The 24253-nt window shown below is 73.1% G+C and carries 22 protein-coding genes and 1 pseudogene; 7 read left to right on the top strand and 16 right to left on the bottom strand.

Annotation, left to right across the window (positions count from 1 at the left end; genetic code table 11):
* Positions 1-29 precede the first annotated feature (29 nt).
* The 4 genes from A4E84_RS02360 to A4E84_RS02345 form a co-directional block, all read right to left on the bottom strand.
* Positions 30-1166: a polyprenyl synthetase family protein gene (locus A4E84_RS02360; protein WP_418082165.1), complete on the bottom strand. Its 1137-nt coding sequence runs from the start codon at positions 1164-1166 to the stop codon at positions 30-32.
* Entirely contained in the window at positions 1163-2218 is a 1056-nt protein-coding gene (locus A4E84_RS02355) for a tetratricopeptide repeat protein (RefSeq protein ID WP_062924936.1), read from the bottom strand. Before A4E84_RS02355 ends, A4E84_RS02360 begins: the two co-directional genes overlap by 4 nt.
* Before the next feature lie 172 nt (positions 2219-2390).
* On the bottom strand, positions 2391-3068 hold the full coding sequence (locus A4E84_RS02350; RefSeq protein WP_062924935.1) for an AIM24 family protein: 678 nt from the start codon (positions 3066-3068) through the stop codon (positions 2391-2393).
* 75 nt (positions 3069-3143) lie between these two features.
* Complete coding sequence (locus A4E84_RS02345) at positions 3144-4451, bottom strand: CAP domain-containing protein (RefSeq protein ID WP_062924934.1); 1308 nt, start codon at positions 4449-4451, stop codon at positions 3144-3146.
* A gap of 443 nt (positions 4452-4894) precedes the next feature.
* On the opposite strand from A4E84_RS02345, the gene A4E84_RS02340 reads away from it, so the two are divergent.
* Positions 4895-6136 (top strand): SGNH/GDSL hydrolase family protein, encoded by a 1242-nt coding sequence (locus tag A4E84_RS02340; protein ID WP_062924933.1) that lies wholly within the window; start codon positions 4895-4897, stop codon positions 6134-6136.
* A gap of 34 nt (positions 6137-6170) precedes the next feature.
* Here A4E84_RS02340 and A4E84_RS02335 read toward each other — a convergent pair whose 3' ends face one another.
* The 5 genes from A4E84_RS02335 to A4E84_RS02315 all read right to left on the bottom strand — a co-directional run bounded on the left by A4E84_RS02335 (position 6171) and on the right by A4E84_RS02315 (position 13149).
* Positions 6171-9107: a helix-turn-helix transcriptional regulator gene (locus A4E84_RS02335; RefSeq protein ID WP_062924932.1), complete on the bottom strand. Its 2937-nt coding sequence runs from the start codon at positions 9105-9107 to the stop codon at positions 6171-6173.
* Positions 9108-9220: 113 nt separating this feature from the next.
* Positions 9221-9574, bottom strand: a complete 354-nt coding sequence (locus A4E84_RS02330; protein WP_062924931.1) for a UBP-type zinc finger domain-containing protein — start codon at positions 9572-9574, stop codon at positions 9221-9223.
* The gene (locus A4E84_RS02325; RefSeq protein WP_062924930.1) at positions 9571-11016 is read right to left on the bottom strand and encodes an ATP-binding protein; all 1446 of its coding nucleotides are present in this window, start codon (positions 11014-11016) and stop codon (positions 9571-9573) included. The genes A4E84_RS02330 and A4E84_RS02325 overlap by 4 nt, the downstream gene beginning before the upstream one ends.
* Positions 11013-12689 carry an NAD(P)/FAD-dependent oxidoreductase gene (locus A4E84_RS02320; protein ID WP_062924929.1) on the bottom strand — a complete coding sequence of 559 codons (1677 nt, stop codon included), beginning with the start codon at positions 12687-12689 and terminating at the stop codon, positions 11013-11015. The genes A4E84_RS02325 and A4E84_RS02320 overlap by 4 nt, the downstream gene beginning before the upstream one ends.
* 106 nt (positions 12690-12795) lie before the next feature.
* Positions 12796-13149 (bottom strand): VOC family protein, encoded by a 354-nt coding sequence (locus A4E84_RS02315; RefSeq protein ID WP_062924928.1) that lies wholly within the window; start codon positions 13147-13149, stop codon positions 12796-12798.
* Positions 13150-13212: 63 nt separating this feature from the next.
* Between A4E84_RS02315 and A4E84_RS02310 the strand changes: the two genes are divergently transcribed.
* A complete protein-coding gene (locus A4E84_RS02310) occupies positions 13213-14094 on the top strand; it encodes a universal stress protein (RefSeq protein ID WP_062924927.1) in 882 nt (293 codons plus the stop codon).
* Positions 14095-14106: 12 nt separating this feature from the next.
* Here the strand turns inward: A4E84_RS02310 and A4E84_RS02305 are convergent, their stop codons facing one another.
* The 3 genes from A4E84_RS02305 to A4E84_RS02295 all read right to left on the bottom strand — a co-directional run bounded on the left by A4E84_RS02305 (position 14107) and on the right by A4E84_RS02295 (position 16871).
* Entirely contained in the window at positions 14107-15339 is a 1233-nt protein-coding gene (locus tag A4E84_RS02305) for a DUF4032 domain-containing protein (RefSeq protein ID WP_062924926.1), read from the bottom strand.
* 41 nt (positions 15340-15380) lie between these two features.
* Positions 15381-16127 carry an MBL fold metallo-hydrolase gene (locus tag A4E84_RS02300; protein WP_062924925.1) on the bottom strand — a complete coding sequence of 249 codons (747 nt, stop codon included), beginning with the start codon at positions 16125-16127 and terminating at the stop codon, positions 15381-15383.
* A gap of 120 nt (positions 16128-16247) precedes the next feature.
* Complete coding sequence (locus A4E84_RS02295) at positions 16248-16871, bottom strand: alpha-ketoglutarate-dependent dioxygenase AlkB (protein ID WP_062924924.1); 624 nt, start codon at positions 16869-16871, stop codon at positions 16248-16250.
* Between the two features lie 103 nt (positions 16872-16974).
* Between A4E84_RS02295 and A4E84_RS02290 the strand changes: the two genes are divergently transcribed.
* Together A4E84_RS02290 and A4E84_RS02285 are read left to right on the top strand one after the other, a co-directional pair.
* A complete protein-coding gene (locus A4E84_RS02290; protein WP_062924923.1) occupies positions 16975-17613 on the top strand; it encodes a TetR/AcrR family transcriptional regulator in 639 nt (212 codons plus the stop codon).
* 17 nt (positions 17614-17630) lie between these two features.
* Entirely contained in the window at positions 17631-19304 is a 1674-nt protein-coding gene (locus tag A4E84_RS02285; RefSeq protein ID WP_062924922.1) for an FAD-binding dehydrogenase, read from the top strand.
* Positions 19305-19323: 19 nt separating this feature from the next.
* Here A4E84_RS02285 and A4E84_RS02280 read toward each other — a convergent pair whose 3' ends face one another.
* Positions 19324-19674, bottom strand: coding sequence for a DUF488 domain-containing protein (locus A4E84_RS02280; protein ID WP_062924921.1), 351 nt, complete (start codon positions 19672-19674; stop codon positions 19324-19326).
* A gap of 144 nt (positions 19675-19818) precedes the next feature.
* Here A4E84_RS02280 and A4E84_RS44030 point away from each other — a divergent pair.
* Positions 19819-20221 (top strand): annotated as a pseudogene (locus A4E84_RS44030) (DUF6098 family protein).
* A 23-nt stretch (positions 20222-20244) separates the two neighbouring features.
* Here A4E84_RS44030 and A4E84_RS02270 read toward each other — a convergent pair.
* Both A4E84_RS02270 and A4E84_RS02265 read right to left on the bottom strand, forming a co-directional pair.
* Positions 20245-20499 (bottom strand): WhiB family transcriptional regulator, encoded by a 255-nt coding sequence (locus A4E84_RS02270; protein ID WP_062931244.1) that lies wholly within the window; start codon positions 20497-20499, stop codon positions 20245-20247.
* A gap of 103 nt (positions 20500-20602) precedes the next feature.
* Positions 20603-21820, bottom strand: a complete 1218-nt coding sequence (locus A4E84_RS02265; RefSeq protein WP_062924919.1) for a saccharopine dehydrogenase family protein — start codon at positions 21818-21820, stop codon at positions 20603-20605.
* 124 nt (positions 21821-21944) lie between these two features.
* Here A4E84_RS02265 and A4E84_RS02260 point away from each other — a divergent pair, with 124 nt between their 5' ends.
* Positions 21945-22655, top strand: a complete 711-nt coding sequence (locus A4E84_RS02260) for a TetR/AcrR family transcriptional regulator (protein WP_062924918.1) — start codon at positions 21945-21947, stop codon at positions 22653-22655.
* A gap of 4 nt (positions 22656-22659) precedes the next feature.
* Here A4E84_RS02260 and A4E84_RS02255 read toward each other — a convergent pair whose 3' ends face one another.
* Positions 22660-23559, bottom strand: a complete 900-nt coding sequence (locus tag A4E84_RS02255) for a LysR family transcriptional regulator ArgP (protein ID WP_062924917.1) — start codon at positions 23557-23559, stop codon at positions 22660-22662.
* A 69-nt stretch (positions 23560-23628) separates the two neighbouring features.
* Here A4E84_RS02255 and A4E84_RS02250 point away from each other — a divergent pair, with 69 nt between their 5' ends.
* Positions 23629-24246 (top strand): LysE/ArgO family amino acid transporter, encoded by a 618-nt coding sequence (locus A4E84_RS02250; protein WP_062924916.1) that lies wholly within the window; start codon positions 23629-23631, stop codon positions 24244-24246.
* The last annotated feature ends 7 nt before the right edge of the window (positions 24247-24253 follow it).

Here is a 24253-nt window from a genome sequence, read left to right as displayed (position 1 = left end):
CGGCGCGAGCCGGTGCTGTTCGCGTCGGTTCAGGTGTCGCGCCGTACCAGGTAGGCGAGCAGCGACCGCAGGCCGGCGGCGGGCCCTGCGGCCAACGGTGCCCCGGCGAGCGCTGTCTCGACGGCTGCGATGTGCCGTCGGGCCTCCGTCATCGCCGCCGAACGGCCGCCCGCCTCCTCGATCAGCGCCGCGGCCGTCTCCGGCGCATCCCCCGTCTCCAGGAGTGCTGCGACGCGGCCGCCCAGCGGGGAGCCTAGTGCCACCAGCACCGGGAACGTCTTCTTCCGCTCGCGCAGATCACCGTGGACCGGCTTGCCGGTGACACGGGGATCGCCCCAGATCCCCAGCACGTCGTCGACGATCTGGAACGCGACCCCGAGATGCCGGCCCGCCCGGTCGAGCGCGGCGGCCGTCTCAGGGCCGGCGCCCCCGAGCACGGCACCCAGCGCCGCCGCGCAGCCCAGCAGGGCGCCCGTCTTGCGCTCGGCCATCGCCCGGTACTCGTCCGGCCCCACCCGCTCCGGCCCCGTCCACGGGCGGTCGGCGAACAGCAGGTCGTCCGCCTGCCCGCGCACGAGGTCACCCAGCGCCGCGGAGAGCGTGCGAACGGCCCCCGCTCCTCGCGGTTGCACGGCGAGGGTCTCGACGGCCAGGGCGAACAGGGCGTCGCCCGCGAGCACCGCGGGCCCGGTGCCGTAGGCCTTCCACACGGTCGGGCGGCCCCGCCGGTCCGTGTCGCCGTCCATGATGTCGTCGTGCAGCAGGGAGAAGGTGTGCACCAGTTCCACCGCGACGGCAGCCGCCACCCCGGCCCGTCCCGGAGCACCCGCCGCCTCGGCCCCGAGCACCGCGAGCGCCTGCCGTACGCCCTTGCCGCCGGAGGCGACGGCCGGTGCGCCGCCGACCTCGCACCAGCCGAAGGAGTACGCGGCCATCTCACCGACCCAGGGGTGCAGCCGTCCGACGGCTTCTTCCAGGGCCGGCCGGACCAGGGCGCGGCACCGGCGGAGGACCTGGGGGATGTCGTCGACGCCGACCGCGAGATCACGCAGCTCGCCCGGCCGTGCCGTCCGAGCGGCCGGGGCACTGCGGCCGGAGCTGACAGCCGGCGCCGCCTTCACCGTCTTCACCGTCGCCGTCCTCACCGTCGTCGGCAGCGCCGTCACCGTCCCGCCTCCGTCGCCTGCCCGGCCGCCGGTATGCCGAGCTCCTCGTGGGCCCGGGCCACCATCCGGCGGGCGTGCTGCAGGCCGATGCGCTCCAGCAGACCGGCGAGGTCGGCCAGTTCGGCCGCCGTCTCGTCAGGGGCGCGGCCCAGGCGGGCCAGGGACTTGGCGAGTCCCAGCCGCGACAGCGCCTCCCCGCGGGGCTCGCTCATCTCCCGGAACTCTTCGAGCGCCTGCTCGTACAGCCCGCGTGCCTGCGCGTAACGCCCCGCCCGGTACAGGACGTTGCCGCGCATCTTGTGGTTGTAGGCCAGCGCGCTGGACAGCCGCATCGCGCGGCACGCCGTCTCCGCCTCGCTCAGCAGCTCCAGGGCCCGCTCGGTGTCGCCGTCGCGCACCGACACCACATCGGCCAGCCCGCGCAGCGCCCAGGCGTGGCCGCGCCGGTCGTCGGCCCGGGCGGCGATCTCGGCGGCCTCCTCGAACAGCGCGTACGCCGTGCCGTAGCGCCCGGTGTTGCGGTGCATCTGGGCGATGCCCTCCAGCGCCCACACCGTGTGCCGTGCCTCACCGCGCCGCCGGGCCTCGGCGAGCAACTGCTCGTGCAGCCGGCCGACGGCCTCGTAGTCGCCCTGGATGCGGCCGGTCTCGGCCAGGCCGGCCAGCGAGTAGCCGCGGACGACGATGTCTCCGCCGCGTTCACCGAGGTCGGCAGCCAGCTGGAGCAGCCTGCGGGCCAGCCGGAGCTCCCCTCGCTGCCGGGCCAGTGTGCCGCCGCTCCACAGCGCCCAGGCCATCGCCCCGACGTCCCCGGCCTGCCGGGCCGCGCGGTAGCTCGCCTTCCAGGCCCGGTCCGCGTCCTCGACCCGGCCCAGCCGGCGGTGCGCCTCGGCCACCGCGAGCCCGGAGCGCGCCGCCTCCCCGGGCTGCCCGGCGCGCTCTGCCGCCCTCAACTGCTCGGTACCGGCGGCCAGGACGTCGGTCAGTGAGGAGTTGACGGACAGGGTGGTGAGCGCGCCCTGGTACTCCGGGGCGAATGCCTTGCCGTACATCGATGCCTTTCGGTCCGTATACCCACCATGTATACATGGTGGGTATACATGGTGCGTATAGAAGGATGGAAACCTGCCCTGGCCGCAAGGGCCAGGGCATCACCTGTTGCCGGTCAAGACGTAGGCGGCACGGACCGGGTTGCCTCTGAGGTGCAGATCACCCGACCGGCATTCAGTGCTGGCCGGCTTTCTGCGGTGTCGCCTCGCTCGGCCGGACGACGACGTAGCCCTCGCCCTGGAGCAGCAGTTGCACGGCCTCGCCGGAGCCGCCGCGCAGCATGGAGCCGATGGACTGGGAGCGGTGCAGCGAGGTCTGCAGGCCCGCGGTCCAGCCGACGACCGCGTCGGTGTCGACGTACACCGGGTACTGCGGCGAGACGGGGATGACGAGCGGATTGCCCTCGCACACCAGGCCCAGCTTGCCGTGCCCGGTGAAGACGCTGTTGAACAGGCCGCCGCCGGTGATGCCGGCGCCCTTCACGGTCGCGATGCGGTACGACAACGTGGCGTCGAAACACAGGACGTTGCGGCCGTTGACCGTGAACTCGTCACCGGGCTCGACGTCGACGATGAAGCAGTTCTGCGCCTCGTGCGCGAACCAGGCCTCGCCCTGCCCGCGCACCGCCATCAGCGGCAGTCCCTCGCCGGTGACCGCGCGCTTGAGCATGCCGCCCACGCCCTGGCCCTTGCGCTCGAACTGGAGGTTGCCCCGGTAGGAGATCATCGCGCCCTGCCGGGCGAGCATCTCGCCGTTCACCGTGTACCGGAGGCACTTGGAGTTCTCGATCGTCATACCCGGCGCCACGGCCGGCTGCACCATGTGCTCACTGGAAAAGAGGTCACCCTTCATACCGGCATCCTCGCCCGGAGCGTCTCCCTCCGCCAAGATCGCGGGAGACCGGGTCCCGCAGCGCGGTCGCCGGCGTCAGCCGCCGAAGAGCTGCGTCCAGTACGTGCCGGCCCGGCCGCCGCCGGCGAAGCCGATGCCGATGTGGGTGAAGCCGGGGCTGAGCATGTTGGCCCGGTGGCCGGGACTGTTCATCCAGCCCTCCACGACGTCGGCGGGGGAACGCTGGCCGCAGGCGATGTTCTCGCCGATGGCACGCCGGGTCGAACCGGCCGCGGCGGCCCGGTCCCAGGGCTGGGAACCGTCGGGGGCGGTGTGCGCGTAGAAGGCGCGGGCCACCATGTCCGCGCTGTGCGCCTGGGCGGCCGCGGTGAGCAACGGGTCGGCGGCCAGGGGCGGGAGCCCGGCCCCGGCTCGCTCCCGGTTGGTGAGATCGACGACGGCCGCCGCCGTGCCGGCCAGCCCCTCCGGCGTGAACGGCCTGGCCCACAGCGCTGCCCAGAAGGTGTCACCGGACGGGCCGTCGTGCACGTGGGCGAGTCCGGCGTGGGTGAACGCCGGGTCGTGCAGGGTGCGCCGGGCCCCTTCCGTGCGCACGCAGTACGCGACGAACTCGGCAGCCGTGCGCGGTCCGGACACCAGATGCTCGCCGATGGTGAGGTACCTGAATCCCAAACCGACGACACGCTGGTAGACGGAGACGCCGTCGCGCGTCTCGACGCCGAGCCGCCCCGCGGCGGCCATGGCGGCGGCGTGCTCCCGAGCCGCCGCCACCAGGCGGGGGTCCAGGCGGAGGTGTGGTGAACCGGCCGCGGCCCGCGCGGAGTTGACCAAGGGCAGGAAGCCGTCGGGGTCGGGGGCGGAGGAGGAGGCGCCGGGAGCGGAGGAGGAAGCGCCGGGGGGTGTGTCGTCCACGACGTCGACGCCGAAGTCCCGCGCGAGGCCCGCCAGTCCGTCGGCGTACCCCTGGCCCAGGGCACGCAGCTTCCAGTGGCCGCCGCGCCGGTAGAGCTCCGCGAGCAGCAGGACCGTCTCCCGTCCGGGGGGCGGCGGGGTGAAGCGGGCGAGCGCGCTGCCGGTCGCGTCGGCGACGTGGAGCGTGGGGGAGGGCAGGCCGCCGAGCGCGGTCGCGGGGTCCGAGGGGCTGACGACGACGGTGACCCGCGTCGCGCCGGTGCGCAGCCCCGGCGGGTCCACGGTGAGCGTGTCGCCCCGCAGGACGGCTCCCGGCGCCGACGGCTGGTTGTAGAAGACGAAGTCGCCGTCGTCACGGACCTTTCCGCCGTCGTCCGTCACGAGCGCGGACACGTCGAACGGCCCGGGCACCCGGACGCTCACCGCACCGCCGGGGAGGGTCAGATTTCCCCCGGGAACCAACTCGTTCATCGTGCCGCCCTGCCCTCCCCGCGCGGGACCGGTTGCCCGGACAACGGCCGCCGGAGCACTGGGGTTCCCGCACCGGCCTTCCCGTCGCGGTCGCCCCGACCGGTGCCGGGCGCGTCGTGCGCGGCGGTTTCCTACCCGGCAGACGCAGCTTCGCGGCACGCCCGCCGGGCCCCCCGGCCGCAGCTTCGCGGCACGCCCGCCGGACCCCCCCCGCAGCTTCGCGGCACGCCCGCCGGAACCCCCCGGCCGCAGCTTCGCGGCACGCCCGCCGGGCCCCCCGGCAGGGGTGGCGCGGCACGCCCGCCGGGACCACCCCGCGCAGGGGCGGCGGCCGCACCACTACCGTGGCGTACGCCGGGACGACCAGCAGGTTCCTCGCACGCCAGGAACTGCGTCCCGCGACACCGCCCGCATCCGACCGACCGGCCGAAGGAGCGCCGACGATGCCCCGCACCGCACGCCCCCGCTGCCGCGCCGCCCTGGCCGCCCTCTCCACCTGCGTCGCGCTGGGCTGCGGGAGCGGCACGGTACCTCCGGGGGACCAGCCGACCCCGCCGCCCAACGCCCCGACGGCGGCCGGGCGTGGCGTGGTCACCTGGGCCTCCTCCGCGGGCCACGTCGGCGAGGCGGTGGACGACCGCGGCTACCGGCTGATGGTGCACACCAGCGTCGGCGGCAGCGGCCTCAGGGTGCGGCTGTCCAACGCCTTCGGCGACCGGCCGGTGACGTTCGCCAACGTCCACGCGGGACTGCAACGCCGCGGCGCCGCACTCGTCCCCGGCAGCAACAGGCGCCTCACCTTCGGCGGCGCCCGCTCCGTCACCGTCCCCGCCGGCGGCATCGTCTACAGCGACCCGCTGCCCGGCCGCGTCCCCGCCGGGCGCACCCTCGCCGTCAGCCTGTACGTCCCCCGGGCGGGCGGCGCGCTCACCGGGCACTGGATGGCGATGCAGACGTCGTACACCACGCACGGCGACCACACCACCGAGGAGGGCGCGGCCCACTGGAAGCGGCGGACCGGCTCCTGGTCCTACCTCGACGCCGTCACCGTACGACCCCGCAAGGGGACCGGCGCCGTGGCCGCCCTCGGGGACTCCATCACCGACGGATGGCACTCCACGACCGACCGCAACCGCCGCTGGCCCGACTACCTGGCCCGCCGCCTGGCCGCATCCGGCACCACGGTCCAAGGCGTGGCCAACGCGGGCATCGCAGGGAACAAGGTCCTCCTCGACGGCCCCGGGCAGAGCGCACTGAACCGCATGGAGCGGGACGCGCTGTCCCTGCCGGGCGTGCGCACCGTGTTCCTCTTCCAGGGCGTCAACGACATCAAGGCCGAGCCCGGTGCCACGGGCGCCGGGCTGATCGCCGGGTACCGCAAGCTGATCGACCGGGCGCACGCGGCCGGGAAGTGTGTCGTCGGCGCCACGATCGCCCCCTACAAGGGCTGGCAGGAGTGGGACCCCGCCGGGGAAGCGGTGCGACGGCAGGTCAACGCCTTCATCCGCGACAGCGGCGAGTTCGACGCGGTCACCGACTTCGACCGCGTCCTGCGCAGCCCCTCCGACCCCGAACGGATGCTGCCCGCCTTCGACGGCGGCGACCATCTGCACCCCAACGACAAGGGGATGCAGGCGATGGCCGACGCCGTCGATCCCGGGAGCCTCGACTGCCGGACCGGCTGACCCCGCACGCCACGCCACGGCGCAGGCCGACCGGTCAGCCGGACGCCGACGGCTCCGGGGCGATCAGGCCCTCGCGGTAGGCGATCGCCACGGCCTCGCCGCGGCTCGACGCGCCCAGCTTGGCGAGGATGTTGGAGACGTGGACGCTCGCGGTCTTGCCGCTGATGAACAGCTCCTCGCCGATCTGACGGTTGCTGCGGCCCAGCGCGAGCAGTCGCAGCACGTCCTGTTCGCGCGCGGTGAGCACGGCCGCCCCGCCGTCGCCGCCGGGTCTGTCCGACAGCCGGCCACGACGGATCAGGGTGTCCACCCGGCCCCGCAGGGGCGTGGCGCCCAAGAGGTCCGCGGTCTCCCGGACCGCCCGGGCCTCGGCCGCGGCCTCCTCGCGATGCCCGGCCGCCACCAGGGCCTCGGCGTACCGCAGCCGACACCGCGCCCGCTCGTAGACGTCGCCGTAGCCGAACGCGGTCACCGCCGCCGCCCAGGCCGCCACGTCCGGCCCCGACCGGGCCCGGACCCACTCCGCCTCGGCCCGCGCCAGCCACGCCTGCCCCTCGGGGCCCTGGGCGGCGCCGTTCTCACCCCGGCCGGCCGTGACCCGGGCCAGTTCCACCAGTTCCGACGCGGTGTCCGTCCAGTGGCGCGCCCCGGCCTCGTCCCCGGCCAGCCGCAGCCCGGCCGCCGCGTCGGCCACCGCCGCCAGCGCCAGGGCGGCGAGCCGGACCGTCACATCGGGACGGGCGCCCGTCTCGTCGGTGAGCGCCGTGACCGTGGACCGCATCCACCGCACCGCTTCCTCCGGATCACCGCGCAGCGCCGCGGCGTCGGTGAGCACGATGCCCGCCACCAGGGCGGCCATCCAGTCGAACGGCCCCTGCAGCAGGACACGCGCCCGGTCGGCCGCCGCGACGTCGCCCCGCGCGAGGGTCACGAACAGCGCGGGGCCCATCGTGTACCCGCCGGCGGCCGGCAGCACCTCGGCGTCGGCCGCCGCCGCGCGCACACACTCGTCCCAGCGGCCCAGCACGTTGAGCACCAGCAGCCGCAGGTAGCGCATCTCCAGCGGATACGGCGACGACAGCAACCCGGCGCGCCGGGCCCGGTCCAGGCCCTCCGTCAGGAAGGGCACGCACTCCGCCAGGGCACCGGACTCGTAGCAGCCCATGGCCAGGTTGAACAGGGCCCGCAGCTCGACGGGCGCGTTGCCCGAACTCCGGGCCAGTTCCCGGGCCTTGAGCAGCCGCTGACGGCCCTCAGGGCCGCTCCGCCCCTCGCCGTCGAAAACGGCCAGCGAGATCAGCAGGTCCGCCTGGGCGTCGGTCACCCGCAGCCGCTCCGCCACTCCCAGGGCCCGGCGGGCGACCTTCAGCGCGGTCTCGTTCTCCCCGACGTGCCGTGCGGCCAGGACGTGCGTGGCCGCCGCCCACACCCACGTGTGCGACGGCGGCTCCTCGGGGATCATCGCCAGGGCCTCGCTGCTGTAGGCGAACGCCGCCGTCAGACTGTCCACCCGCAGCAGGTCACCGGCGAGCGTGTAGCGGACCCGGGCGGCGAGTTCGGAGTCGGTGTCCTGGCCGAGCTCCGCCAGCGCGGACCGGGTGAGGGAGACCGCGCGGTGCAGCTCCCCGGCGTGCGCGGCCGCCGCGGAGGCCCGCAGGGTCAGCGTCACCCGGTCGACACCCCCGCCCGAGGGACGGGCCTCGGCTCCGACGGCCGGCCACAGGTCGAGGGCCGTTTCGAGATGCCGCTGCTCCTCGGCCGGCGCACCGACCTGCTGGGCGTGATCGGCGGCCTCCAGCGAAGCGGCCAGCGCCTCGGCCAGGTCGTGGCTCTCCCGGTAGTGGTGCGCGCGCTCGGCGGCACTCTCGGGGCGATGCCCGCGCCCGGCGAGCAGCCGCGCGAACGCGCCGTGCAGCCTGGCCCGCTCCCCGGGCAGCAGATCGGCGTAGACGGCTTCGCGGGCGAGGGCGTGCCGGAAGGAGTACGTGTCGTCGTCCCCGGCGACGAGCAGTTGCCGCCCCACCGCAGCACGCAGTGCCGCCTCCAGCTCCGTCTCCGGCAGCCCGGCCGCCTCCCTCAGCAGATCGTGATCCACCCGGCGTCCGGCAACGGCGGCGGTCCGCAGCACCTGCTGCGCGGTCTCGGACAGCTGCTCGAAACGGATCAGCAGCACATCGGCGAGCCCGCTGGGCACCCCACCGGACTCCGTGTCGGTGGCGGCCAGCAACTCCTCGGCGTAGAACGCGTTCCCTTCGGCCCGCTCCACGATCCGCCGCACCGTCGCCTCCGGCAGGGGCCTCGGCTCCAGGGCGCGCACCAGCCGGTCCACATCGGGGTCGGCCAGCGGCCGCAGCTCCAGCCGCTCGACGACGGGCAGCCGTATCAGCTCCGCCAGCAGGGGCCGCAGCGGATGCCTGCGGTGCAGGTCGTCGGCCCGGTACGAGGCGAACACCGCCAGCCGGTGCCGGAGCACGCCCCGGCCGAGCAGGAACCTCAGCAGATCCCGCGAGGACTGGTCGGCCCAGTGCAGATCCTCCAGCACGAGCAACAGCGGCGCGACCTCCGCCACATCGGCCAGCAGCCCCGCCATCCCCTCGAACAGCCGCAACCGCCCGTCCACGTCCCGCACGGCATCGGATCCGGCCCCCAGCAGCCGCTCGACCACGGGATACGCGGCCAGGGCACCCGAGAACCGCTCATCGGCGGCCAGCACCCCCAGGATCTCGGTGAACGGCAGATACGGCAGCCCGACGTCACCGAGATCCACACAGTGCCCGGTGACCACCGTCATGCCCGTCGCGGCAGCCAACCCGCCGACCTCGTCGAGCACCCGGGTCTTGCCGACGCCGGCGTCCCCGGCGATCAGCACGGCCCTGGCCTCACCGCCGCGCGCACGCTCCAGTACACCGGAGAGCCGCGTGAGTTCGGCATCCCGTCCGACGACGGGCGTGGCCGATGACGCCTGCTGCACGGAACCAACTTTCTTTCAGGGGCGCGGGGCTTTGACATGGTGCGGCCTCGCCGCGTGGGCGCGATCGACCACTCACGAGGTGCGGCCGCCGTGCGTCGGAAAGCATCGATCTCCTAGGCGCGCAGAATCTTCGCCCAGTCACCGGGCACCCGCCCCGCCGGCCCCGGCGCGGGCTGGTCGGCCGGATGACTCACCGGCTCGGCCAGCTCGGGCCCGCCCTCGTACAACTCGTTCGTCTCGTAGTTCCAGTACCAGGCCTCACCCGGCTCGAAGCTCTGCACGAACGGATGCCCCGTCTCCCGGAAATGCCCCGTCGCGTGCTTCGCCGGTGAACTGTCACAGCACCCCACGTGCCCGCACTGCGCACACCGCCGCAGATGGAACCACCACCCGCCCGCCGCCTCGCACTCCGCGCAGCCACTGCCGCTCGGCGCGGCACCCGGGTCGATTCCGTTCTCCGCACTCATGCCGACTCCTCCTCGACCGCTGTGAGCGGAAGCAGTACCTGGAAACGCGTGTCGCCCGGCTCCGACTCCACCTGGATGCTCCCGTGGTGCTTGTTGACCACGATCCGCCAGGAGATGTCGAGCCCGAGCCCGGTCCCCTCACCCACCGGCTTGGTGGTGAAGAAGGGATCGAAGATCCGCCCCCGGTCCTCCGCCCGGATCCCGATGCCGGTGTCGCGGAACTCCACCAGCAGCCGGTCGTGGTCCGAGGCCGTCCGCACCGTCAGCGTCCCCTCCCCGCCCGCACTGTTCATCGCCGCGACCGCGTTGTCGATGAGGTTCGTCCACACCTGGTTGAGTTCAGCCGGATACGCGGGGATCTGCGGCAGCGTACGGTCGTAGTCCTTGACGACCTTGATCTGCTTGCCGATCTTGCCCGACAGCATCAGCAGCGTGGAGTCGAGGAGTTCGTGCACGTCGGCGTGGCGGAAGGGCGCCCGGTCGAGCTGAGAGTACTGCTTCGCCGCGTCCACGAGGTGGGAGATCCGGGCGGTCGAGTCGTTGATCTCGTCCATCAGCAGCTCGGTCTCGACGGTGTAGTTGAGCCACCCGATCGCGCTGGGCAGGATGGCCTCGTCCACCGCCGCCTTGACCTGGTCCAGCCAGTCGACGTCGAGACCGGCCTGGACGAAGGCGGGCGCGATCCGCCAGCCCTCCGGAATGCCCTGGTCGTCCAGCCAGTCGGACACGGTGTCCTCCCGGTCGGAGGCCTCCAGCGGACTCAGCGCCGGTGCCTTCGCGACCCGTTCGGCCGTGCGCTCCTGGATGTCGATCAGGTTGGCCATGACCTCCGGGGAGTACGAACCCTGCGCGATGACCGCCAGCTTGTGGCGCATCTTGCCGACCCGTTCCCGCAGGGTCGCCGTCGCCCGCACGGCCGCCGCGGCCGGGTTGTTCAGCTCGTGCGTGAGCCCCGCGGACAACGAGCCCAGCGCCAGCAGCCGTTCCCGCTGGCCGATGGCCCGCTGCGTGCTCTTCGAACCGAAGAACAGCCCCTCCAGCAGATGCACCGCCATCGGGAACCACTCCTGCATGATCCCCGCGAAGGTGTCGGCGGGCAGCACGAAGAACCGCGTCGGCTCCGTGACGCGCATGGAGTTGTTGTAGACCTGCCGCACCCGGTCGCCCAGGTACGCCTGCATCGATCCCGCGTACACCCCGCGCTGGGAGGTCCGGGTCACCTCCACGTCGTCCCCGCCGACCCGGCGGTACAGCACCACCGTGCCTTCGAGCATCACGTAGAAGCAGGTGGCGGGCTCGCCCTCGGTGTACACGGGCCCGGGCTCGAACCGCTCCACGCGTCCCTCGGCGCACAGCCGGCCGAGCTGCTCCGGCGTGAGCTTCTCGAACAGGAACAGCGCCCCGATCTCCTGCGGGTCGCACGGCGCCGACCGCCCGCTCACGACTGCTCCAGGTACCGGTGGACGAGCATCACGGCCATGGCTCCCTCTCCGACGGCGGATGCGACCCGCTTCGCGGACTCGGAGCGGGCGTCGCCCGCCACGAACACGCCGGGCACGTTGGTCTCCAGGTGGTACGGCGGCCGGTCCAGTTCCCAGCCCTCGGGCGGGCGGCCGTCGGCGGTCAGGTCGGGCCCGGCGAGGATGAACCCGCGCTCGTCCCGCAGCACCGTGCCGTCCAGCCAGCCGGTCAGCGGGGCGGCGCCGATGAAGACGAACACCCACTGCGCGTCGACCTGTTCCCTCTCGCCGGTGTCCACGTCCCGCAGGGTGAGCCGCTCCAGCCGGCCGTCGCCGTGCGCCTCCTCGACGACCGTGCGGGCACGGACCCGGATGTTGGACGACTCCTCGATCTGCTGGATCAGGTAGTGCGACATCGACGCCGTCAGCGACTCGCCGCGCACCAGCAGCGTCACCGACTTGGCGCCCCGGGACAGGTACATCGCCGCCTGCCCGGCCGAGTTGGCGCCGCCCACGATGTACACGTCCTGTCCCTGGCAGGCGGGGGCCTCCGTCAGGGCCGACCCGTAGTACACCCCGCAGCCGGTCAGGTCCTCGCAGCCGGGCGCCGCCAGCTGCCGGTAGGACACACCGGTCGCCAGGATCACGCTGTGCGCGGCGACCGCCGAGCCGTCGGAGAACCGCACGATCCGGGCAGCGCCGTTGACCTCCAGGGCCGTCACCTCACGCGCTGTGAGGATCTCGGCGCCGAACTTCGCCGCCTGCCGCCGCGCCCGGTCGGTGAGCTGTGCTCCCGACACGCCGTCGGGGAAGCCCAGGTAGTTCTCGATGCGGGAGCTCTGCCCGGCCTGCCCGCCGGTCGCCGACCGTTCCACCAGCACGGTCCGCAGCCCCTCGGAGGCGCCGTAGACCGCCGCGCCGAGGCCGGCCGGGCCGCCGCCGATGACGACCAGGTCGTAGAAGTCGGCCGTCGGGGTCGTCGCCAGCCCGACCCGGGCGGCGAGGTCGACGGCCTCCGGCTCGACCAGCGGTGTCCCGTCCGGTGTGATCACCACCGGCAGCCGCATCCCGTCCTCGCCGGCCGCGGCCAGCAGCCGCCGCCCCTCTGGCTCGTCGGCGGAGTACCAGCGGTACGGCACCTGGTTGCGGGCCAGGAACTCCCGCACGTCCGAGGAGCGCGACGACCACCGGTGCCCCACGACCTTGGTGCTGGGCACGGGCCGGAAGTCGCTGGAGCGCCACGCCTGGAGCAGATCGTCGAGGACCGGGTACAGCTTCTCCTCGGGCGGGTCCCACGGCTTCAGCAGGTAGTGGTCGAGGTCGACGACGTTGATCGCGTCGATCGCGGCGTTCGTGTCCGCGTACGCGGTCAGCAGCACGCGCCGCGCGCCCGGGTAGACGTCCAGGGCCTGTTCGAGGAACTCGATGCCGTTCATCTGCGGCATCCGGTAGTCGGCCAGGATCACGGCCACGAGGTCGCCGCGCAGCTTCAGCTCACGCAGCGCGTCCAGCGCGGACTCGCCGGACTCCGCCCGCACGATCCGGTACGACGCGCCGTAGCGCCGCCTCAGGTCCCGGGCCACGGCCCGGGAGACGCCCGGGTCGTCGTCCACGGTCATGATGACGGTCCGCGCCGAATCGGCGGCCTGTGCCATACGTCCCCCACGCCGGGCGGTCGACTCACGGCGCGGCGCCCCGGAGCACCGCGCCGGCCTCCGCCCATCGTATGTTCGATCGCCGCGGGGCGCCCGGATGCGGGGATCAGCTGTGGAAGGCCCCCAGCACGCAGAACTCGTTGCCCTCCGGGTCGGCGAGCGTCACCCACGACTGCTCGCCCTGACCGATGTCGGCGTGCCGCGCACCGAGCGCCAGCAGCCGCGCCACCTCGGCCTCCTGGTCGTCGGGCCGGAAATCGAGGTGGAGACGGTTCTTGATCGTCTTACGCTCCGGCACCGAGGTGAAGAGCAGCCCCGGCACCCGGTCCGGGGCGGGGCGGATCTCGAACTCGTCGGGTGCGTCGTTCACCACCACCCAGCCGAGAGCCTCCGCCCACCAGCGGCCGAGGGCCTCGGGGTCGGCCGAATCCACCATGACCTGTTCCCACTCCAGCGACATGCGGGCAGTGTAGTGAAGACTGATCATGAGCACGCAGGGATTTTCGACGAGGGAGACAGCCGGATGACACGCCCGATCACCGCAGGGGTCGACGGATCGCAGGAGAGCCTCGCGGCCCTGGCCTGGGCGGCGCGGGAGGCGGCGCGGCGCGACCGGCCGCTGCGCGTGGTGCACGCCTGGCGGATTCAGACGCCGGAGCTGATGGAGACCGCGGTCGCGACAGACGCGGACAGCCAGGCCGAGTGGGTGCACAACGCCGTGACCGAGTCCGTCGGGACGGTCACCGAACGGCACCCGGACCTCGCGGTGACCACCGACGTCATCGAGGGCGCGGTGGCCGACACCCTGGTGGCCGCCGCGGCCGACGCCGAGACGCTGGTGCTCGGCTCGCGCGGGCACGGCCGTATCGTCGGATTCCTGCTCGGCTCGGTCGGCCAGCAGGTGCTCGCCGCGGCGACCCGGCCGGTGGTGCTCGTCCGGGCCGGCGACCGGCCCTCGTCCGAGGCCGCCGGGCGGGAGGTCGTGGTCGGCCAGCAGGGCGACCCGGAGGACAGCGCCGAGGCGTTGCGCTTCGCCTTCGAGACGGCCGCCGCGCGCGGGGCGACCGTACGGGTCGTGCGGGCCTGGAACCTGCCGCCCGTCTTCGCCTACAGCCCGGGCTCGCTGAAGCTCCTCGACGAGGCCGGCGGCCTGGAGCCGTACGAGAAGAAGAGCCTGGCCGCCGCGGTCCGGCCCTGGCGGGAGCGCTTCCCCGGCGTGCCGGTCGAAGAGCACGTGGAGATGGGCAGCGCGAGCCAGGTGCTGCTGTCGGTGGCCGGGACGGCCCAGCTGATGGTCGTCGGCCGCCGGGTTCACCGCACGGCCGTCGGGGCCCGCATCGGCTCGGTGGCCCACGGAATGCTGCACCACGCGGACTGCCCGGTCGCGGTGGTGCCGCACGGGTGAGGCCGCGGCCTCTCACTCCGCCGTCGGCTGCAGCGTCTTGCGGGCCGTGGGCAGGATGTTCCGGATGTAGTCCTGGACCACCGCGTCGAGGCCGATGTCGTGCTGGGCCCGCTCGGACAGGTACCAGCGGTGTTCGAGGAGCTGGTGGTAGATCTCGGCCGGGTCCATCGCACCGCGCAGTTCGAGCGGTACGGCCCGCACGGTCGGCCGGAACACCTCCCGCACCCAGCGGTGGGCCAGGACCTCGGGGCGGGCTCCCAGGGGATCGCCCGGCGCGTAGTCGTCCTGGGTCGCCATCCAGCTCTCCAGGTCGTTCAGCAGCCGACGGGCCTGGTTCTCCTCCGTGTCCAGCCCGGTCAGGCGCAGGAGCTGCCGCTGGTGGTGGCCGGCGTCGACGACCTTGGGCACGAAGCTGACCGTGTCGCCGTTCGAGGCGTGCTCGATCTGCATCTCGGCGACGTCGAAGCCGAGGTCGTTCAGGCGGCGGATGCGGCGTTCTATGTAGTGGTACTTGCCGGCCGGGTAGACGGAGGCCCGGGTCAGTTCGTCCCACAGTCCGCGGTAGCGGGCGCAGATCTCCATGCCGAACTCGATCGGGTCGACGGACGGATGCAGTGCCCCCGACGCCTCCAGGTCCAGGAGTTCCCCGCTGATGTTCACGCGGGCGAGGTCGAGGTCGTAGTCCCGCTGCCCGGAGCTGAGCTGCGGATGCAGATCACCGGTCTCGGCGTCGACCAGGTAGGCGGCGTAGGCGCCCGCGTCGCGCCGGAAGAGGGTGTTCGACAGCGAGCAGTCGCCCCAGGCGAACCCGGCCAGGTGCAGCCGCACCAGGAGCACGGCGAGCGCGTCCATCAGCCGGTGCATGGTGGCCGGGCGCATGGTCGTCTCGAACATCGAGCGGTACGGCATCGAACCGCCCAGGTGCCGGGTGACCAGGACGCTCTCCAGCGGGGCCCCGCTCGCGTCGGTGCGGCCCGTGACCACGGCCAGCGGGTCCACCGACGGGATACCGAGCCGGTCCAGGTCGCGCAGCATGTCGTACTCGCGCAGCGCCGGGCGCTCGGCGAGCTCCTTGACGGCGATCACCTCGTCGCCCGCCCGGGAGTAGCGCACCACGTGCCGGGAGATGCCGCGCGGCAGCGGTACCAGGTACTCCTCCGGCCAGTCCTCCAGGGGCACGTCCCACGGCAGTTCCAACAGGAGCGCGGGGTGCTCCGGATTGGTCGCGCTGATCTGCAGTGCCATGGGTCGGGTGTCCTTGTCTCGCCGCTGATCGTCACATCAGATTAGAGGGCGCGGTCCCGGGCCCGGAGAGCGGCGTCCCGCACCGGCCCCCGGTGCACCGGCCCGTGCCCGGGGAGCAGCAGTTCGCCCTCCAGCTCCGCCAGGACGTCCAGGGAGGCCAGAGCGCGCGGCCGCTCGTGGTGGAACATGTCCGGCAGCAGCTGCGGCCCCTCGACCCGCGAGGTGGGGTGCCCGCTGACCAGGGCGTCCCCGGAGATCAGCACGCCGGTGCCGGGCAGGTGGTAGGCGCAGTGCCCGTCGGTGTGGCCGGGTGTGTGCACCGGTACCGGCCGCCCGGGCAGGTCCAGGGCGCCGGCTCGCGGGAACGGCTCGGGGGCCGTGACCGGGTTGCGCGTCGTGCCGCCGGAGCGCAGCGCGTGCACCGCCCACGGCAGCACCCCCGGCCGCCAGCCGTTCTTCAGCACTGTGCCGATGGTCACCTGGTGGAGGAACTCCCGGCGCGCGTGCGGCGCTTCGGCCTCGTGCAGGTGGACGGGCGTACCGTAGGCGGCGCGCAGGTACTCGGCGTTGCCCAGGTGGTCGTTGTGGGCGTGCGTGATCAGCACGGCAACGACGGCCTCCGGGGAACTGCCCACCTCGGCGAGGGAGGCCAGGACCTGTTCCCGGTCACCGGGGTAGCCGGTGTCGACCAGTGTGACGGCGTCCCCCTCGGTGAGGATCACCCAGTTCGTGCTGGAGCCGTGCACCAGATAGGTGCCGTCCGCGACGTGGTGTACGTCCGCCCGCATGTTCGCCCGCCCCGTGTGGTCCCGCTACCGGCCCGACGGGAGAAGAAGAGCAGATCCCGCGGCGGGCGGAATCACCGGGTCGGCCACAACGGAGCCGTACGGCAGGGGCGTTCGGTCCGCTCAGCGCACGCCGTGCGGGCGGAACTGGATGCTGATGCGTGGTTCCGTCGCCCGGGCGCTCTTGGGGATCGCGTGCTCCCAGGTGCGCTGACAGGAGCCGCCCATCACGACGAGGTCGCCATGGCCCAGCGGACGGCGGACGGTGTCCCGGCCGCCCCCGGCAGGGCGCAGCAGCAGGTCCCGGGGCGCTCCGACCGACAGGATCGCGACCATCGTGTCCTCGCGCGCACCGCGCCCGATCCGGTCGCCGTGCCAGGCCACACTGTCGCGGCCGTCACGGTAGTAGCACAGCCCGGCCGTGGTGAACGGTTCGCCCAGCTCCTCGCCGTAATGGGTGCTGAGGGCCTCCCGCGCCTCCGTCAGCACCGGGTGCGGCAGCCGGTCGTCCACGCCGTAGAAGGCGAGCAGACGGGGGACGTCGACCACGTTGTCGTACATCTTGCGCCGCTCCGCCCGCCATGGAACCTCGGCCGCCAGGTGTTCGAACAGCACGTCCGAGCCGTTGAGCCACCCGGGCAGCACGTCGAGCCAGGCGCCGAAGCCGAGGTGGGTGCGGCTGACCCCGTCCAGAGGGCCGAGGTGCAGCTCGTCGGCCTGGTCGAAGAGGGAGCCCTGGAGGTGCATGCCACCCAGCGTACCTCCGAATCGAATATGTGTTCCATGGGAACTCGGCCTTTCGATACATCGATGTATCCAATACAGTCATGTATCGAAAGGGGGGCCGGGCATGGCTGTCGAGGGAAGCGCCGGGCGCGTGACGAGGCGCCGGGTCCACACCCGCGCCAACCTCCTTGAGGCCGCGTTCGCCGTCTTCGCGGCCAAAGGCTTCGGGCACGTCTCGATCGAGGAGGTCTGCGAGGCCGCCGGCTACAGCAGAGGCGCCTTCTACTCCAACTTCTCCAGCCTCGACGAGCTGTTCTTCGCCCTCTACCGCCGGCGGGCCGACCTGATCGCCGAGCAGGTGTCCGGCGCCCTCGCCCTCGACGGGCCCGACCTCGACGTGCCCGCCGCCGTGGACCGCGTCACCGACGTGCTGCTCCTCGACCGTGACTGGCTCCTGGTGAAGGCGGACTTCCTGGTGCACGCCGCCCGCGACCCCGAGGTCGCACGAGGCCTGCTCGAACACCGCGCGCGGCTGCGGCAGGCGATCGCCGACCGGCTCGGCCGGGCCCGCGGGCACACCGCGCTGCCCGCCGTACTGGGCGACACCGACGGCGCCGCCCGTGCCGTGGTCGCCGCGTACGACGGCGTCACCACGCAACTGCTGCTGGACCGGGACGTGGAGCACGCCCGCGCCTGGCTGAAGCAACTGCTCACGGCCCTGCTGACCGATGGCAGCGGCACCCCTGCCCACTCGAAGAACTGAAGAAGGGAACGGTCGCCATGGATGCCGATGTCATCGTCGTCGGAGCGGGTCTCGCCGGTCTGGTCGCGGCGCACGAGCTGACCAGCAAGGGCCGACGGGTCGCCCTCGTCGACCAGGAGAACGCGGGCAACCTCGGCGGCCAGGCCTTCTGGTCCTTCGGCGGGCTGTTCCTCGTCGGCTCGCCCGAACAGCGGCGTCTGGGCATCAAGGACTCCTTCGACCTCGCCTGGAGCGACTGGCGCGGCAGCGCGGGCTTCGACCGGCTGGAGGACGAGGACTCCTGGGCCGTGCGCTGGGCCCGCGCCTACGTCGAGTTCGCCGCGGGGGAGAAGCGGTCCTGGCTCGACGGGCACGGCATCACGTTCCTGCCCACCGTCGGCTGGGCCGAGCGCGGCGACCTCACGGCACACGGGCACGGCAACTCCGTGCCCCGCTTCCACGTCGCCTGGGGCACGGGCACCGGCGTCGTCGAACCGTTCGTGCGCTACGCCAAACAGGCCGCCCGCGACGGCCTGCTCACCTTCCACCACCGTCACCGCGTCGACGCGCTCGTCGTCGAGGGCGGCACCGCCCGGGGCGTGCGTGGCACGGTCCTGGCCGAGGACCCCGCACCCCGGGGTGTGGCCTCCAGCCGCGACGCGGTCGGCGCGTTCGAACTCACCGCCCAGGCCGTCATCGTCACCAGCGGCGGCATCGGCGCGAACCACGACATCGTCCGCCGCTACTGGCCCGAACGCCTCGGCACCCCGCCGCGCGAGATGGTCACCGGCGTCCCCGCCTACGTGGACGGGCGGATGCTCGACATCAGCGCGGAGGCGGGCGTCCGGCTGGTCAACCGCGACCGCATGTGGCACTACACGGAGGGCCTGCAGAACTGGGACCCGATCTGGCCCGGCCACGGCATCCGCATCCTGCCCGGACCGTCCTCGATGTGGTTCGACGCCCTCGGCCGCCGCCTGCCCGGGCCCTTCCTGCCCGGCTACGACACCCTCGGCACCCTGAAGCACCTGCGCACCACCGAGGACATCGCCGGGTACGACCACTCGTGGTTCATCCTCTCGCAGAAGATCATCGAGAAGGAGTTCGCCCTGTCGGGCTCCGAGCAGAACCCCGACATCACCGCCAAGGACCGCGCAGGATTCCTCAAGGAACGCATCCTCGGCAAGGGCGCGCCCGGGCCGGTCGACGCGTTCCTGCGCAAGGGCGCCGACTTCGTGACCGCGTCCACCGTCGAGCAGCTCGTCGCGAAGATGAACGAACTCACCGACAAGCCGCTCCTCGACGCGGCCGGGATCAAGCGCCAGATCGAGGCCCGCGACCTCCAGATCGCCAACCCCTACGCCAAGGACGCCCAGGTGCAGGGCATCCGCAACGCCCGCCGCTACATCGGTGACCGCCTGGGCCGGGTCGCCACCCCGCACCGCATCCTCGACCCGGCGGCCGGGCCGCTGATCGGCGTCAAGCTGCACATCCTCACCCGCAAGACGCTCGGCGGCATCCAGACCGACCTCGACTCCCGCGCCCTCGGAACCGACGGCAAACCGGTCGAGGGGCTGTACGCGGCAGGGGAGGTCGCCGGATTCGGCGGCGGCGGTGTCCACGGCTACAACGCCCTGGAGGGCACCTTCCTAGGCGGCTGCCTCTTCTCGGGGCGGGCGGCGGGCCGGGCGGCGGCCAAGCAGACCGCCTGACCTCGCCGGACGGCCCGTCTCACGTCCGGAGGAGGCGGGCCAGTACCGTCGCGTGGCTCTCGTGCGGTGTCTTCGAAGCGGTCAGCAGCGTCACGTCCCCCTCGCGGAGCAGCGCACGCACGCCGTCGAGGGCCTCGGCGGCCTCGTCGGCGGCGAGTTCCGCCTCGTATCGCTCGGCGAACTCCTCGTAGGAGCCCTCGCCCGCGTGGTACCAGCGCCGCAGCTCCGTCGACGGAGTGATCGCCTTCGGCCACTCGTCCACCCGAGCCGCGTCCTTCGCCAGCCCGCGCGGCCACAGCCGGTCGACCAGGACCCGCACCCCGTCCTCCGGCTCGGCAGGATCGTAGACACGGCGCACGCGCACGCTCATGGTCGGCTCCTCTCCTCGGCGGCCCGGGGTGCCGCGAGCCTAACCCCGGCCGGCCGTCCGCACCGCCCGGAGCCGAACGGCCGGTTCCACCCGTGCCGGGCGGGCACTCCGTCGCCTGACCACGCCGAGGAAGGAGGTCATGACATGAGTGCCCCCGACGACCTGCGGCTCGTGCGCACACTCGACGAACTCGCCGAGCTCGTGGAACACCACCGGGGCTTGTACGTCCGCTGGTCGCGCGGACCGGAGATCGATCTTGGCGAGGTGTCCAGCACCGATGATCTGACGGGTGTCTCCCTGCCGGGGCTGTCCGCCAGCCCGCTCGGCGTCGAGGAGTGGTGGGAGGACCGGCCGGTCCGCGTGTGGGTGGCCCGCCGCCTGCACGACTACGCCCATCTGCCGCACGGAGGCAGCTCGCGGCCCCGACAACGAACCGCTGGTCACCGACGTCCACCCGCTGCGCCGGATCGACCAGAAGGTCATCGACGAGGCGAAGGCGGAGGTGACCCGGCAGGAGAACCCCTGGGGACCGCTGCGGCGCAGCTGAGTCCCCAGGGGTGGTGGCCGGTGTCAGCCGGAGCGGCGGCGGGCGGCCGTGCGGCGCTTCAGCGCACGCCGTTCGTTCTCGCTCGTCCCGCCCCACACGCCGATGGACTGACCTGTGTCCAGGGCCCATTGCAGACACTGCTCCTGCACCGGGCAGCGCCGTCGGCACACCCCCTTGGCCTGCTCGGTCTGGAGCAGAGCCGGGCCGGAGGTACCGATCGGGAAGAAGAGCTCGGGGTCCTCGTGCCGACAGGCAGCGTGGTCTCGCCAGTTGTCCATCGAAGTCACCTGCATCGCAGTAGAAACGTGCTCTCTCGGATGCTTACTCCTCTTCGAGTCACCTGTCGATGGTTGGTGAAACAGGGCGTTCCCGGACAGTCCTTCATTGCTCCCGCATGCCCCAGGGGGAGCCATAGGCCGTCAGCAGGTCCAGGAAGGGCCGCGCGGGGAAGGCCTCCGGGCCGAGGACGCCCGCACCGGACCAGGTGCCCGTCGCGAGGAGTTCGAGCGCGACCACGGGGTTGACCGCCGTCTGCCACACCACGGCCTGGGAGCCGTACTCCGTCATGGACCACTGGTTGTCGACCACGTGGTAGAGGTACACCTCGCGGGGCTCGCCGTCCTTCACGCCCCGCACCCAGGTGCCCGCGCACGTCTTGCCGTGCATCCGCTCGCCGAGCGTCGCCGGGTCGGGCAGACACGCGGCGACCACGTCCCGGGGCGAGACCGCCACCGGCCCGTCCGGCCCGGGCACCGTCACCGGGTCGGTGCGGTCCAGGCCCAGCAGGTGCAGCGTCTTCAGCGTCTCGACGAACTCCCGGCCCAGGCCGTACTTGAAGGTCACCCGGCGGGCGTCGACCCAGCGCGGGACGAGCAGCACTTCCTCGTGCTCCACGTTCACGCACTCGACCGGGCCGATGCCCTCGGGGAAGTCGAAGACCTCGGGCTCGCTGAAGGGCTCGGTGGTGAACCAGCCCTTGCCCGTCTCGTAGACGACCGGCGGGTTGAGGCACTCCTCGATGGTGGTCCAGATGCTGAAGGAGGGCGCGAAGTCGTAGCCGTCGACGGTCAGGTTCGCGCCGTCGCGGATGCCGATCTCCTCGATCTCGTCGAAGAGTTCGTCGGCGGCGTGCCGCGCGAACACGTCCGACAGGCCCGGCTCCACGCCCATGCCGACGAGGGCCAGCAGCCCCTCCTTCTCCCAGTCGGCCGCCTGCGCGAACTGTTCGTCGCCGAGCTTGACCCCGCACTCCTCATAGGGCCGCTCGGCGTGCGGGCGGGACAGCGACATCGCCATGTCGAGATAGGTGGCGCCCGCGGCGCGGGCGGCGCGGAACAGCGGCATCACGAAGCGGGGGTCGGTGGCGTTGAGGAGGACGTCGCAGCGGTGCCAGGCCAGCAGGCGGGTCACCGCCGCCTCGTCGCCCGCGTCCACCTGCTCGGCGGTGAACCGCGGGTCGCCCGCCAGCGCCGCGACCGCCGCCTCGGCCCGAGCCGGGTCGTAGTCGGCCACCACCATGGCCTCGAAGAACGGCCGCCGGGCCGCGATCCGGGTGATCGCCCCGCCCACACCACCGGCACCCACGAGCAGTACACGCATGACAGAAACTCCCTATGTGCGAAGAACGCGACGCGCTCTTGTGGAGATACAACGCCGCCCCTTGCCATAAGGTCAATGGCGTTGGCATAAGGACCGGGGCCGGTCCCCGGGGAGGGAGGCAGCCGTGCCCAAGCCCGTGGTGCCCGAGGAGAAACGCCGCCGGCGCAGGCCCACCAAGAGCGGCACCGTGCTGTCCGAGGAACTGATCGTCGAGACCGCGCTGCGCATGCTGCGCGAACACGGCAGCGCGGGACTGACCGCCCGCCGGCTGGGTCTCGCCCTGGACGCCGACCCGAGCACGCTCTACCGCTACTTCCGGGGCATGGACGACCTGACCCTCGCCATGGGCGACGCGCTCATCGGCCAGGCCCTTCAGGGCTGGCGGCCCACGGGGGAGTGGCGGGCGGACCTCAGGTCCTTCGGGCTGCGCATCCACGCCGCGTATCTCGCCCATCCGCAGGCGGCCCTGCTGACCACGAACCGCGTCACGGGCCGGGCCCACGAGCTGGCCGCAGACGAGGCCGTCCTGGACGTCCTGCGCACGGCCGGTTTCCCGCTGCCCGACACCGTGCGCATCTACCACGCGTTCATCGACCAGACCCTGGCCTTCGCCGCCCTGGACGCCGCCTCCCTGGCCCTGCCGAGCGACTCGCTGCACGCCGACGAGGACATGTGGCGCTCGACGTACGCCCGCCTGCCCGCCACGACCCACCCGCGCATCGCCGAGGCGGCGCCCCTGCTCGCGACCCGCATGCTCACCAGCGCCTATCCGGCGGCTCTGGAGATGCTGCTGGACAGCGCGGCGGCCCGGCTGGAGGCCGTCAACGACGCATGAGACGTCAGGGCCGCAGCGCCTGTGCCGCGGTCGCCGTCACCGTGTCCGCGACCTGCGCCAGCGCGGGCGAGTCGAGCTTCCACTGCTGCCAGTACAGCGGCACGTCGACCGTGCGGCCCGGGGCGATGCCGACGAGCCGGCCGTCGCCCAGCAGCGGATCCGCCTGGGGCTCCGGCACCAGACCCCAGCCGAGCCCGGCGGCCACGGCCTCGGCGAAGCCCTCCGAGGTCGGCACGTAGTGCCGCAGGGCGCTCGCGCCGCTCCGCCCCCGCGTGAGCCGCCGGACGAAGCCGTCCTGGAAGTCGTCGCGCCGGTCGAAGACCACCACGGGCACTTCCGCGAGCGCCTCCGTCAGGGGTCCGCCGAGGTGGCGCGCGGCGAAGCCCGGTGCGGCCACGGGGAGGTAGCGCATCCGCCCGAGCGACCGGACCGAGCAGCCCGGCACGGGATCCGGTGACGAGGTCACCGCCGCCATCACCGTGCCTTCCCGCAGCAGGGCCGCCGTGTGGTCCTCGTCCTCGCGGCGCAGCTCGAAGCAGAGCCGAAGCTCCTCCGGAACGCGCGAGAGGACGGGCAGGAACCAGGTGGCCAGCGAGTCCGCGTTCACCGCGACGGACACCCGCGTGGGCTCCCCGTCGCCGCTCAGTCCGAGCTCCGCGTACGCGTCGTGCTCCAGCCGCGCCACCTGGCGGGCCAGCCGCACCAGTACCTCGCCCGACTCGGTCGGCCGCACCGGCTTCGTCCGCAGCAGCAGGACCCGGCCCGTGCGCTGCTCCAGCGCCTTCACCCGCTGGCTGATCGCCGACGGCGTCACATGCAGCGCGGCCGCCGCCGCGTCGAACGTGCCCTCGTCCACGACGGCGAGCAGGGTCCGCACCTGATCCAGCGGGAGATCCGTCATCATCACGCCTGCTAATGATACGTAAGAATCCTTAGCTGGACCCCAGACCGGTGCGTCCGTAGCGTCGACGCCATGACCAGCACCTTCACCGCGGGCGCCGCCGGTTTCGGCACCGGCCTGTCCCTCATCGTCGCCATCGGAGCCCAGAACGCCTTCGTCCTGCGTCAGGGCATCCGCCGTCAGGCCGTCCTCGCCGTGGTCGCCATCTGCGCCCTGTCGGACGCGGCGCTCATCGCACTCGGGGTCGGCGGGGTCGGAGCGGTGGTGGTGCGGTGGCCGGGCGCGATGACCGCGGTCGCCTGGATCGGCGGCGCGTTCCTGCTCGTCTACGGAGCCCTGGCCGCGCGCCGGGTGTTCCGGCCCGGCGGCGACGCGCTGCGGGCGGAGGGGGAGGCGGCCGGATCGGTGCGCCGGGCCGTGCTCACCTGCCTGGCGATGACCTGGCTGAATCCCCACGTCTACCTCGACACCGTGTTCCTGCTGGGCTCCGTCGCCGCCGACCACGGCGCCCTGCGCTGGACGTTCGGCCTCGGCGCGGTGCTGGCCAGCCTGTGCTGGTTCACCGCCCTCGGGTTCGGCGCCCGGATGCTCGGCCGGTTCCTCGCCAGGCCCGCGGCCTGGCGCGTCCTGGACGGACTGGTCGCCGCCACCATGATCGTGCTGGGTGCCGTGCTGATCACCGGAAGCTGAGACCGGC

It is taken from the genome of Streptomyces qaidamensis, from assembly GCF_001611795.1.
In the GTDB taxonomy this organism is placed as follows: Bacteria; Actinomycetota; Actinomycetes; order Streptomycetales; family Streptomycetaceae; genus Streptomyces; species Streptomyces qaidamensis.
This window is presented reverse-complemented; position numbering and strand designations above follow the sequence as displayed.